We start from the raw sequence: 11,494 nt of genomic DNA on the forward strand, positions 1-11,494 counted from the left end.
GGCTGCGGCAGGCGCATCAAACCGGCGGTAAACATTTCACAATCAGGGGCCTAGAGGGTGTCCATGGTCGAGCGGCCCGTGGCCCTGCCCAAGCCCCGGCGCCGAGGCGATGGCGCGGTGTACGTATTCGCGGGCGCGGGCCACGGAATCCACCACCGTCATCCCTTGCGCAAGACCCGTGGCGATGGCGCTTGCGAGGGTGCAGCCGGTCCCGTGGGTGTGGCGCGTCTCGATGCGCCGGGACTCGAAAACATGCTCGCCGTCCCCGGTCAGCAACAGGTCGTGCAGCACCGGCCCATCGAGGTGTCCGCCCTTTACCAGCACCGCCTTCGCCCCCAGCTCCAGCAGCGCGGCGCCGGCCCGGCGCATGCCACCCAGGTCGGCGACTTCCAGGCCGGTCAGCGCCGCCGCCTCGGGCAGGTTGGGTGTCAGCACGGTCGCCTTGGGCACCATGCGCGTGATCAGCGCATGGGCGGCGCTGTCCTGCAGCAGCGCGGCGCCGCCCTTGGCCACCATCACCGGATCGACCACCAGTTTCACGCCGGCCGCGTCTTCCTCGATGGTGGCGGCGACCGCCTCGATGACCTCGGCGCTGTGCAGCATGCCGGTCTTCAGGCAATCGGCGCCGATGTCGCGCAGCACCACCTGCATCTGCTGGCGGATGAAGGCGGGATCGATGCCGAGGATGCCGTGGACGCCCAGAGTGTTCTGGGCGGTGAGCGCGGTGATCGCCGTGGCCGCGAAGCCGCCCAGCATGGTCACCGTCTTGATATCGGCCTGGATACCCGCGCCGCCGCCCGAATCCGAGCCGGCGATAATGAGAACCCGCCCGTTCATGGCAGCGTCACGAGGCTTTCGCCGCGCGCGAAATGGCGCCCGCAATGTCGTCGACCACGGCATTGACGAGCGCCTGGTCCTCGCCCTCCGCCATGACGCGAATCTTGGGCTCGGTGCCCGACGGGCGAATCAGCACGCGGCCGGTGCCTTTCAGCCGGGCCTCGCCGTCGGCGATGGCCGCCTTGACCGCGGCATCATCCAGCGGCGCGCCACCGGATACCGTCACGTTCTTCAGCACCTGCGGCAGCGGCGTGAATACCCGGCAGGTCTCGCTGGCCGGCTTGCCGGTCTCGAGTATCACCGCCATCACCTGCAGAGCCGCGATCAGTCCGTCGCCGGTCGTGGTGTAGTCGGTCATGACTATGTGGCCGGACTGCTCGCCGCCCAGATTGCAGCCGTGCGCGCGCATGTGTTCGACCACGTAGCGGTCGCCCACGGCGGTGCGCACCAGGCCGATGCCCTGGGCGTGCAGATAATTCTCCAGCCCCAGATTGGACATGACGGTGCTGACCAGGCAGCCGCCGCGCAGCCTGCCGGTGCGGTGCCAGTAGGCCGCGATCAGGCCCATGAGCTGGTCGCCGTCGAGGAGATTGCCGTTCTCGTCGGCCATCAGCACCCGGTCGGCGTCGCCATCGAGCGCGATTCCCAGATGGGCGCCGCTCTCGCGCACGGTGCGCTGCATCAGCGCCGTGTCGGTAGAGCCGCAGCCCTTGTTGATGTTGACGCCATTCGGGCTGACGCCGATGGGCACGATCTCGGCGCCCAGCTCCGTCAGCACGATGGGCGCGAGCTTGTAGGCGGCGCCATTCGCGCAATCGATCACCACCTTGAGGCCATCCAGCGCCCGGCCGGTCGGGAACGTGCTCTTGACCACCTCGATGTAGCGGCCATGGCCGTTGTCATCGAGCCGGCGGGCGCGGCCGATGTCGCGCGAGGCGGCCACGTCCAGTTCCCTGCCGCTTTCCAGCCGCGCCTCGATTTCGGCCTCGATGGCGTCAGACAGCTTGAATCCGTCCGGACCGAACAGCTTGATGCCGTTGTCCTCGAACAGGTTGTGCGAGGCCGAGATCATCACGCCCAGATCGGCGCGCATGGACTTGGTCAACATGGCAGCCGCCGGAGTCGGCATGGGACCGACCAGCACCACGTCCATTCCAACCGAAGTAAAGCCGGCGGTCATGGCCGCTTCCAGCATGTAGCCGGACAGCCGCGTATCCTTGGCGATGACAACCCTGTGCCGGTGGTCGCCGCGGCGGAACTGGGCGCCCGCCGCCATGCCCACGCGTAGCGCCGCATCGGCGGTCATCGGCAACGTATTGGCGGTGCCGCGAATGCCGTCGGTTCCGAAATACTGACGCTTGTTCATGAATTCTCTGTCGCGGTGCCCTGGAATATCGCCTGCCAGACGTCGAGAGCCTGGCGAGTTTCGGCCACGTCATGGACCCGCAAAATATGCACGCCCTGGTGAATCGCCGCAAGCGCTGCCGCCAGCGAACCGGGCAGCCGCCCGTGAGCGGGAGCACCGCCGGAGAGCCGGCCGAGAAAGCTCTTGCGCGACACACCCAGCAGCACCGGGCATCCAAGATCGTGGAACCGGTGCAGGTTGCGCAACAACGCCAGATTGTGATCGAGCGTCTTGCCGAAGCCAATGCCCGGATCGACGATCAGTCGCCCGGCATCGATGCCGGCATCGGTGCAGGCCTGGATGCGGCGTTTCAGATATTCATGCACCTCGTCCACCACGTCGGTATAGACGGGACTGTCCTGCATGGTCCGGGGATCGCCCTGCGCGTGCATCAAGATCACCGGCGCATCGGACGCCGCGGCCACGGCCAGGCTCTCCGGATCGCCGGTCAGCGCGGACACGTCGTTGATGATGGACGCGCCGGCGGCCAGCGCCGCCCGCATGACCGGCGCGTGCCGTGTATCGATGGAGACCGGCACGCCGATGCCCAGCAGGGCCGAGATCACCGGAAGCACCCGGCGCAGCTCTTCCTCGACGGGCACCGGTTCGGCGCCGGGCCGGGTGGATTCGCCTCCCACATCGATGATGTCGGCGCCACGCTCGATAAGACGCCGCGCGTGGGCGATGGCGGCATCCGGCTCGAGATAGCGGCCGCCGTCGGCAAAGCTGTCAGGCGTTACATTGAGCACACCCATGACCAGAGGCCGCCCGAATTCGAGCGGCCCCATCGGCGGATGTGAAATCCAGGCAGAGCGGGGCGTTTTCAAGTGCCCGGCTGAGGCTCCGGCGCCGCGCCGGGTCGTGGGGTGCGGCCAGCACTGGGAACGGTGCGCGGCTTGCTGGGCGGCGGCGACGTCTCCGGCGTGTCCTCGGGCCGGTCGATCGGCTCGCCGCGCAGCAGGGCGCGGATTTCCTCGCCGGTCAGGGTCTCGTATTCGAGCAATGCCTGGGCGATGCGGTGCAGGTCGTCATTGTGATCGGTGAGAATCTGGCGCGCGTGGGCGTAGGCATCCTCGACGAACTTGCGCACTTCCCCGTCGACCAAACGCGAGGTCTCCTCGGACATGTTCTGGGTCCGCGTAACGGAATGGCCCAGGAAAACCTCTTCCTCGTTGTCGCCATAGGACAGCGGGCCGAGCTTGTCGCTCATGCCCCAGCGGGTGACCATGGCCTTTGCCAGGCGCGTAGCGCCCGAAATGTCCGACGACGCGCCCGATGTGACCTTGTCATAGCCGAAGATCAATTCCTCGGCGATGCGGCCGCCCATCATCACGGCGAGACGCGAATGCATCTGCTCGCGGGTCTGCGACAGCTTGTCCTTTTCGGGCAGGTACATGACCATGCCCAAGGCACGGCCGCGCGGGATGATGGTCGCCTTGTGGATCGGGTCGGTGTCCGACACCTTCAGGCCGACGAGAGCGTGGCCGGCCTCGTGATAGGCGGTCAGGCGCTTTTCATCCTCGTCCATCACCATGGAGCGGCGCTCAGGCCCCATCATGACCTTGTCCTTGGCGTCCTCGAACTCGGCCATGGACACGACCTTCTTGTTCTTGCGCGCGGCAAGCAGCGCCGCCTCGTTCACAAGATTGGCCAGATCGGCGCCCGAGAATCCGGGGGTGCCACGGGCAATCACCTTGGCTTCCACGTCCGGCGCCAGCGGCACCCGGCGCATATGCACCTTCAGGATGCGCTCGCGGCCCAGCACGTCGGGGTTCGGCACCACCACCTGGCGGTCGAAGCGGCCCGGGCGCAGCAGCGCCGGGTCCAGCACGTCGGGACGGTTGGTGGCGGCGATGATGATGACGCCCTCGTTTTCCTCGAAGCCGTCCATCTCGACCAGCAGCTGGTTGAGGGTCTGCTCACGCTCGTCGTTGCCGCCGCCAAGGCCGGCGCCGCGATGGCGGCCCACGGCGTCGATCTCGTCGATGAAGACGATGCAGGGCGCGTTCTTCTTGGCCTGCTCGAACATGTCGCGGACGCGGCTGGCGCCGACACCCACGAACATCTCGACGAAGTCGGAGCCGGAGATGGAGAAGAACGGCACGTTCGCCTCGCCGGCAATGGCGCGGGCGAGCAAGGTCTTGCCGGTGCCGGGCGGACCAACGAGCAGTGCGCCGCGCGGAATCTTGCCGCCGAGACGCTGGAATTTCTGCGGGTCGCGCAGGAATTCGACGATCTCCTGCACCTCTTCCTTGGCCTCTTCCACGCCGGCCACATCATCGAACGTCACCCGGTCGGTGCGCTCGTTGAGCAGCTTGGCCTTGGACTTGCCGAAGCCCATGGCCCGGCCCGAGCCCGCCTGCATCTGCCGCATGATGAAGATCCAGACGGCGACCAGCAGCAGCATGGGGCCGACATTGATCAGGATCGCCCAGAAATTGCTGGTTTCGGGCTGCTCGAAGCGCATGTCGACCTGCTTCTCGCGCAGCGTCTTGACCAGATCGGGATAGGCGCCTTCCTGGTACTGGGTGGTGAACTTCGCCTTGCCATCGCGGTACTGGCCGACGATCTCGTCGCCGCGAATGGTCACGGTCTCGACGTTGCCGGCGTTGACGTTATCCAGGAACTGGGAAAATCCCACCTTGTCGGTCGGCGCATTGGTGCCCGAGTGCTGGAACTGGCTGAACAGCACGATGACGATTAACGCCACGAGCGCCCAGATGAAGAGATTGCGTCCAAGATTGTTCAACGGTTTTCCCGGTTTCGACATCGCGTGCCCGCCTGCCGGGCCGTCCGTCAAAGATAGGATGTTTGCCCGGGCAGACAAGCACCATGAACACGCAATAGGTCAGCGCGCGAATGCGGCCGCAGGCAGGTGGTGGCGGGGCAGGAAATCGATCGTCGCCGCAGGCGTCCCGGAACCCTGCCGGTGGAAACCGAAGGCCGGCACGGCAACCAGTCCGGCCTGGTCGTAGACAGCGGGGAGCGCCGGGCGCGCGGCAGCCGGCACGCGCTTCAGGACCGATTCGGGCACCGCCGCGCGCAGCGCCGCCATGCCGCCGGGGCGCAGCCGGTCCAGGGTGACGCCGCGGCCCACGGCAATAAACCGTCCGTCCCAGATCTGCGGCGCGCCGCCAAGAGCCAGCGGCCCCTCGACGCCGCGCGTCTCGCGCACCAGCAGCAGCGTGTCCGCTGCCGGAATGATCCGGCATCCCGCCAGCGTCATGGCCTCGTGCCCGCCGGCGCGCAGCCGCGCCCAAAGCCGCTCGAGACGATCGAGCCGGGGTGGATAGCCGCTGCCGCCCACGGCCATCAGCACCAGCGCCAGCGCGCGCAGACCCACTTCCTCGTGGGCCGCCACGAGAGCCGCGGGGCGAAGGCTGTACCAGCCGCCCACGCCGAATGTGCCGGCGCCGGCGATCAGCGCATGAGCCTCGGCATCCAGGGCCGCGCGGGCGCGGGCCATCTGGCGGGCGGTGCGGGCCAGCCGGTCGGGCGTGATGCCAAGCGGCGCCAGCACCGGCCAGACCGACCGGGCGCGGACACGGGCATAGGCCGGGTCGCGGTTGCTCGGATCCTCGATCCAATCCTGTCCCGCCGCACGCAGCGTGGCGACAAGCCGCGCCTTGGGCACTTCAAGCAGCGGACGGATGCGGGCGGGCGCGCCCGGCCAGACCGGCGCGGCCTCGGCGGCCATGCCTGCGAGACCATAGACGCCGCTGCCCCTGCCCAGCCGCAGCAGCACGGTCTCGGCCTGGTCCTCGAGATGATGGGCCAGAAGGAGCGCCGGCACCTGCCGCGCGGCGCACCAGTTTTCAAGCAGGCCATACCGGGCGCGGCGGGCTTCGGCCTGCACATTGCCGTGCGGCCTGGAGCCCCATGCCAGGATATGATGGGAAATGCCCCGCGCCGCCATCCAGCCGCCGACAGCAACCGCTTCGGCGGCCGATTCGGGCCTGAGACCATGGTCGACGGTCAGCGCCGTAAGAGTGATGCCGCGAGCCGCCGCCCAGGCCTGGGCAAGCAGGGCAAGCGCCATGCTGTCGGGGCCGCCGGACACCGCGACCGCGACATGAGAGGCGCTGTCCGTGCGGGGCAATGCCCGCATCAGCGAATCGAATTCCTGCCGGGAAAGGGGAGCGGCGTGATGCTGTGCGCCGGTCACCATGTCATGGCTGTCAGTTGCAGCCGGTGGCTTGCTGCGCCGCTTCGGTCTTTTGCCGGATCGACGGCGTCGCCTTGGGATAGCGGCGGCTGAGTTCGTCGAAGGTGGCGCATGCCTGGTCCTTCTGGCCAAGCTCCCGGAGGCTGAGGCCCAGGGTGAGCATCATGTCCGGCCCCTTGTCGCTGTCGGCGAACTGCTTGAAGCCGTCCAGCAGCACCCGCGCCGCCTCGGCATAATTGCGCGTGGCGTAATAGGTCTTGCCCAGCCAGTACTTGGCATTCGGCGCGGCGCGATGATCGGGATTGAGCGCCAGGAACGCCCGGAAGGCTTCCTCGGCGCCCTGGAAATCATCCCGGCGAAGCAGCGAGAACGCATAGTTGAACTGGGCGTCGGGGCCATCGCCCTCCAGATACCGCTCAGGCGTTTCCTCGGGCGTGCCTTTCGGCGGCGGCGGGGTGCCGCCGGGCGAGTCGAGCTGGCCGCCAAGGGTGTCAGGCACCCGGCCGCCTGGGCCAGAACCGTCATCCTGCATGCCGGTCGGCGCGTCGCCGGCCATCCCCTGACCATAGTCCATGCCGTCATCGGCCGTACCGTCCGGCGGCATCATGGCGCCGGGCGCGCCGAAACCCTGAGCGTCCTGGCTTTCGCCATCCTGGGCCTGGCCCGATTGGGCCTGACCGCTGCGGACCGCGGCCAGCTGCTTCTCGAGGGTATCGATGCGAAACTGCATGTCTTCCAGCTGCTTCTCGAGCTGCTGGTTCAGCTGGGTCAGCCGGTACATGGCTTCTTCGTTGCCGCCCGTGAGCCTGCGGATATCGTTTTCGATCCGCGTCAGGCGCACTTCATTCTGGGCACGATAGGTATCGAGCTGCGGCTGAGCAACGGCAATGGTGGAGGTACCAAGAAGCGCGAATAGAGAGACGATGCCGAGAGACTGCCAGCGCACGCTTCAACTTTCTGTACTGCATGTGATGCGCCGCGCTTTCGCGCGGCGCACGTCACAATGGGACGCTTACTGAACGACCGAGACGTCGCGGCGGTTCTGAGCCCAGGCGGACTCGTTGGAACCGGCAACTTCCGGGCGCTCCTTACCATAGGAAATGGTATTCAGACGGCCTTCCTCAATACCCAGGCCGACCATGTAGCGCTTGGCAGCTTCGGCACGGCGGGCGCCGAGAGCCAGGTTGTACTCGCGGGTGCCGCGCTCGTCGGCGTGACCCTCGATGGTGAACGACTTGTTCGGATAGCGCTTCAGCCACTGGGCCTGCTTGGACAGGGTGGCCTGGGCGCGATCATCGAGATTGTACTCGTCGTAACCGAAGTAGATACGGCTGCCGGCGTCGCGTTCGAGCTCTTCCTGCGAGCCAGGCAGAATGCCATCGCTCACGGGTCGACTGGGGGCGGCGGTGCCCGAAGGGCCGCTCGGGGCGGTGGCGATTGGAGCCTTCTCGTCCTTGTCGGAACAGCCGACGAGGGCGAGGGTTGAAGCAGCGGCCAGAACGATAAACTTCATTCTCAGCGCGTGGGAGAACATTGGTGGCGTTTCCTTCTTAAGCGAGGCTATGGTTGATAACGTATAGGCTTGCAACGCACGAATCCAGACGCGTACTCGATCGTGCGCGCCCCCCGATACCGAGTTCTTCGGTGACGTCATTGTAATCTTTCCCCATCACTTCAGCAAGGGAGACCATGCGGGATCCGATGCATCTCCTGCGGTCGGAACCTTGCGTTCATTCCGGCCGGTGAGATCGATTGAGCGGAGCTCGGCCTTGCCGGCCTGCCCGCTGCGCGACGGATATCCGCGGAAGAACATGATCACCCTGCCGTTGGGCGCCCAGGTGGGCCCCTCGTCAAGGAAACTTTCCGTCAGCATCCGTTCGCCGGAGCCGTCGGGCCGCATGACGCCGATCTTGAATTTGCCGCCCGAGGTGAAGGTGAAGGCGATCAGATCGCCGCGCGGCGACCAGACCGGTGTCTTGTAACGGCCCTTGCCGAAGCTGATTCGCTTCACGCCCGAACCGTCGGCTCGCATGACATAGATCTGCTGCCCGCCGCCGCGATCGGATTCGAAGGTGATGAACTGGCCGTCGGGCGAGAAGCTGGGGGACGTGTCGATGTCCGGCGCGTCGGTGAGCCGCCGCATTTTCCGGGTGCGCAGATCCATGACGTAGATGTCGGTGTTGCCGTTCTTGGCCAGGCTCATCACCACCTGGTTGCCGTCGGGCGAGAAGCGCGGCGCAAACGTCATACCGTCGAAGTCGCCCAGCAATTCCTGCCTGCCGGTCTCCAGATTGTACATGTAGACGCGCGGCTTGTTGTTGAAATAGGACAGGTAGGTGATCTCCTGGCTGCTGGGCGAGAAGCGCGGCGTCAGCGCCAGGAAGTCGCCCTTGGTCAGGTAGGAATTGTTGGCGCCGTCCTGGTCCATGATGGCCAGCCGCTTGACGCGGGCCGTCGCCGAGCCGGATTCCGCCACATAGACGATGCGGGTGTCGAAATAGCCTTCCTCGCCGGTCAGCCGCTGGTAGATGGCGTCGGCGACGCGGTGCGATATCTGCCGCCAGTTGTCGGGGGTGGTCTGGTATTTCACCCCGGTCAACTGCTGCTGGCCGTAGACGTCCCACAGCCGGAACACGACCTCGACCCGGCCATCGGCCAGGAAGTTGACGCTGCCGACGACAAGGCCCTGGGCGCCGATCGCCTTCCAGTCGGGGAAGCGCGGCCGCCGCTCGGGCACCAGTCCCTGCTCGATGTAAGCCGCTTTCGACAGCGGCCGGAACAGGCCCGAGCGCTCGAGATCGGCGGCGATCACGCCAGCCATGTCGTCACCCAGCTTGGTCATTTCGGGCAGCCGCGACGGCACCTGGCTCTGCGCCGAGAACACCGGAATGGCGACCGGAATCGGCTCCATGGTCGGATTGGTGATGTCGACCATAAGCTGGGCGCGGGCGTCCCCGGGCGCCGTGGCGATCCCGGCCGCGATCATCAGGGCGGCAAGCAGGCCGGTGGACAGCGTCCTGCGCCAGGCTAAGAGTGCGTTCATGGGCCGGTTCCTCCTCAGAGCATCTTGGGATCGAAATTCAGGATCACGTCCCGCCAGATATCGTAATAATCCGCCGGCAGCTTGAGCGGCGCGCAACGCTGGACGGCGCGCTTCGCAGCCTCGGCAGCCACCTTGTAGAGATTGTCAGACATCATCCGCCCTCTGTCGACGATGACGGGGTCATTCGCGAGCGACCCGTCCCTTCGAAGATAGATACGAATTCTGACAACCAAAGTTTCAGCGCCGGTCGCACCGACGGGCGCGGCCCAGCAGCGCGCGATCTGCGATGCGATGGCCGACTGGATGTTCGCGGTGGCCCGCGCCTGTTCCATCGGGTTCCGGCTGGGATCCTTGGCCTGTGACGGATCCGGGTCGGTCGGCTTCTTCGGCTTGTTGTCCTTGGTCTGCGGCGTCGTGGTGTCGCGCTTGTCGAGCAGCAGCTTCTCGATGGCCGCCATGTCGAATTTCTTCGGCGGCTTCGGCTTGTCGCGCGGCGTCACGTTGGGCAGGTCCTTGGTGACCCGGTCCGGCTTGGGCGGCTCTGGCGTCGGCTCGGGCGTGGGCGCGGGCTCGGGCGGCGGCGTTTCAGCCGCCTCGTCGACGCGCGGCGGCGTCGGCGACGCCTGATCCGGTTCGGGTTCGGGCGCCTTTTCGGCGGGCGGTTTCTCGTCCGGCTTTTGCGGCTTCGGCTCGTCCTTTGGCGTCGGAGTCGGGATCGCATCGGGCGTGATCAACGCCTCGGGCGGAACCATGACGACGGGAACGTTGTCGTCGATGATCTCCGGCTCGCCGAACCAGTTCCAGCTGACCAACGCCATGGCGAGGATCAGCACATGGAACAGGCCTGAAAAAATGAGGGGCTTGCGCACGTCTCTACTTGCCCTTGCCGCCCTTCGTCGGCTGGGTGACGAGCGCCACCTTGTTGAATCCCGCACCGTTGATCATGCCCATCACGCCCATCACCTTGCCGTAGGACAGGTTCTCGTCGGCGCGCACGAAGATGCGGGTTTCCTTGCTGACGTCGCCGATGGCGCGCAGCCGTTCGACCAGGGTTTCCACCTGCACCTCGGTATCCTGCAGGAACACCCTGCCGTCGCCGCGAAGCGACACCGACAACGGCTTGTCCTCGGCGGAAAGCGGTTTGGCGCTGGTCTGCGGCAGGTCCACCTTGACCCCGGTCGACAGCAGCGGCGCGGTCACCATGAAGATGATCAGCAGCACCAGCATGACGTCGACGAACGGCGTCACATTGATCTGCGACATGGGCGCGTACTTGCCCTTGCGCCCGCCACCCCGTTTTCTGAGGTCGGCGCCCATCAGCCCTGCCCTTCGTCGATCTGGCGCGACAGGATCGTGTTGAATTCATCCACGAAGCCTTCGAGCCGGTTGGCGAAGCGATCCATGTCGGCGGCGAACTTGTTGTAGGCGATCACCGCGGGAATCGCCGCGACCAGGCCCACGGCCGTGGCGAACAACGCCTCGGCGATGCCGGGGGCGACGACGGCCAGGCTGGTGTCGGCCGAGGCGCCGATGGCCTGGAAGCTGTTCATGATGCCCCAGACCGTGCCGAACAGGCCGACGAAAGGCGCGGTCGAGCCGACCGTGGCGAGGAAGCCCAGATAGCGCTCCAGACGTTCGACCTCGCGGTTCAGCGTCAGGCGCATGACCTGGGCGATGCGTTCCTGCAAACGGGCGCCCGAGGTCGCCACATTGGACTTGCCGATCGACCGCTGCCATTCGCGCATGGCGACCTGGAACAGCAGCGCCATGGGATGGCTCGCCCGGCCCTGCAGCCGGTCGTACAATTCCTCGAGCGACCGGCCGGACCAGAATTCGTCCTCGAAGGTGTCGGCCTCGGCGCTGACCTTCCTGTAACGCCCGATCTTGTCGAAGATGATCGCCCACGACCACAGCGAGGCGAGCAGCAGCAGCAACAGCACCGCCTGGACGATGATGTCGGCATGCAGGATCAGCCCGATGATCGAAAGGTCGTGCGCGGGCGCCGTGCCTTCCAAAGCCGCTTGCGTAATTTCTGGTTCCATTG

At 66.5% G+C, this 11,494-nt stretch carries 11 protein-coding genes; all 11 read right to left on the minus strand.

Annotated features, from left to right (window positions below; genetic code table 11):
- Positions 1-42: 42 nt before the first annotated feature.
- On the minus strand, positions 43-837 hold the full coding sequence (gene thiD, locus WJU21_RS06835) for a bifunctional hydroxymethylpyrimidine kinase/phosphomethylpyrimidine kinase (RefSeq protein ID WP_346322655.1): 795 nt from the start codon (positions 835-837) through the stop codon (positions 43-45).
- Positions 838-844: 7 nt separating this feature from the next.
- Positions 845-2,203 carry a phosphoglucosamine mutase gene (glmM, locus tag WJU21_RS06840; RefSeq protein ID WP_346322656.1) on the minus strand — a complete coding sequence of 453 codons (1,359 nt, stop codon included), beginning with the start codon at positions 2,201-2,203 and terminating at the stop codon, positions 845-847.
- Complete coding sequence (gene folP / locus WJU21_RS06845; RefSeq protein ID WP_346322657.1) at positions 2,200-3,030, minus strand: dihydropteroate synthase; 831 nt, start codon at positions 3,028-3,030, stop codon at positions 2,200-2,202. The genes glmM and folP overlap by 4 nt, the downstream gene beginning before the upstream one ends.
- Positions 3,031-3,065: 35 nt before the next feature.
- Positions 3,066-4,991 carry an ATP-dependent zinc metalloprotease FtsH gene (ftsH, locus tag WJU21_RS06850; protein ID WP_346322658.1) on the minus strand — a complete coding sequence of 642 codons (1,926 nt, stop codon included), beginning with the start codon at positions 4,989-4,991 and terminating at the stop codon, positions 3,066-3,068.
- A gap of 99 nt (positions 4,992-5,090) precedes the next feature.
- Entirely contained in the window at positions 5,091-6,410 is a 1,320-nt protein-coding gene (gene tilS / locus WJU21_RS06855) for a tRNA lysidine(34) synthetase TilS (protein ID WP_346322659.1), read from the minus strand.
- 10 nt (positions 6,411-6,420) lie between these two features.
- Positions 6,421-7,353, minus strand: a complete 933-nt coding sequence (gene ybgF, locus WJU21_RS06860) for a tol-pal system protein YbgF (RefSeq protein WP_346322660.1) — start codon at positions 7,351-7,353, stop codon at positions 6,421-6,423.
- Between the two features lie 66 nt (positions 7,354-7,419).
- On the minus strand, positions 7,420-8,061 hold the full coding sequence (pal, locus tag WJU21_RS06865) for a peptidoglycan-associated lipoprotein Pal (protein WP_346322661.1): 642 nt from the start codon (positions 8,059-8,061) through the stop codon (positions 7,420-7,422).
- A gap of 15 nt (positions 8,062-8,076) precedes the next feature.
- Complete coding sequence (gene tolB / locus WJU21_RS06870) at positions 8,077-9,450, minus strand: Tol-Pal system beta propeller repeat protein TolB (protein ID WP_346322662.1); 1,374 nt, start codon at positions 9,448-9,450, stop codon at positions 8,077-8,079.
- A 14-nt stretch (positions 9,451-9,464) separates the two neighbouring features.
- Positions 9,465-10,319 (minus strand): cell envelope integrity protein TolA, encoded by an 855-nt coding sequence (locus WJU21_RS06875; RefSeq protein ID WP_346322663.1) that lies wholly within the window; start codon positions 10,317-10,319, stop codon positions 9,465-9,467.
- A gap of 4 nt (positions 10,320-10,323) precedes the next feature.
- Positions 10,324-10,767, minus strand: coding sequence for a protein TolR (gene tolR, locus WJU21_RS06880; RefSeq protein WP_346322664.1), 444 nt, complete (start codon positions 10,765-10,767; stop codon positions 10,324-10,326).
- Positions 10,767-11,492: a protein TolQ gene (gene tolQ, locus WJU21_RS06885; protein ID WP_346322665.1), complete on the minus strand. Its 726-nt coding sequence runs from the start codon at positions 11,490-11,492 to the stop codon at positions 10,767-10,769. Before tolQ ends, tolR begins: the two co-directional genes overlap by 1 nt.
- Positions 11,493-11,494: the final 2 nt, after the last annotated feature.

Origin of the sequence: Emcibacter sp. SYSU 3D8 (genome assembly GCF_039655875.1) — a bacterium.
Classification (GTDB): domain Bacteria; phylum Pseudomonadota; class Alphaproteobacteria; order SMXS01; family SMXS01; genus RI-34.

Bases quoted from the DNA above. Each gene is read 5' to 3' on its own strand.
- thiD (WP_346322655.1), bottom strand. From the start codon at position 837: ATGAACGGGCGGGTTCTCATTATCGCCGGCTCGGATTCGGGCGGCGGC.
- glmM (WP_346322656.1), bottom strand. From the start codon at position 2,203: ATGAACAAGCGTCAGTATTTCGGAACCGACGGCATTCGCGGCACCGCC.
- folP (WP_346322657.1), bottom strand. From the start codon at position 3,030: ATGGGGCCGCTCGAATTCGGGCGGCCTCTGGTCATGGGTGTGCTCAAT.
- tilS (WP_346322659.1), bottom strand. From the start codon at position 6,410: ATGGTGACCGGCGCACAGCATCACGCCGCTCCCCTTTCCCGGCAGGAA.
- pal (WP_346322661.1), bottom strand. From the start codon at position 8,061: ATGACGTCACCGAAGAACTCGGTATCGGGGGGCGCGCACGATCGAGTA.
- tolB (WP_346322662.1), bottom strand. From the start codon at position 9,450: ATGAACGCACTCTTAGCCTGGCGCAGGACGCTGTCCACCGGCCTGCTT.
- tolR (WP_346322664.1), bottom strand. From the start codon at position 10,767: ATGGGCGCCGACCTCAGAAAACGGGGTGGCGGGCGCAAGGGCAAGTAC.
- tolQ (WP_346322665.1), bottom strand. From the start codon at position 11,492: ATGGAACCAGAAATTACGCAAGCGGCTTTGGAAGGCACGGCGCCCGCG.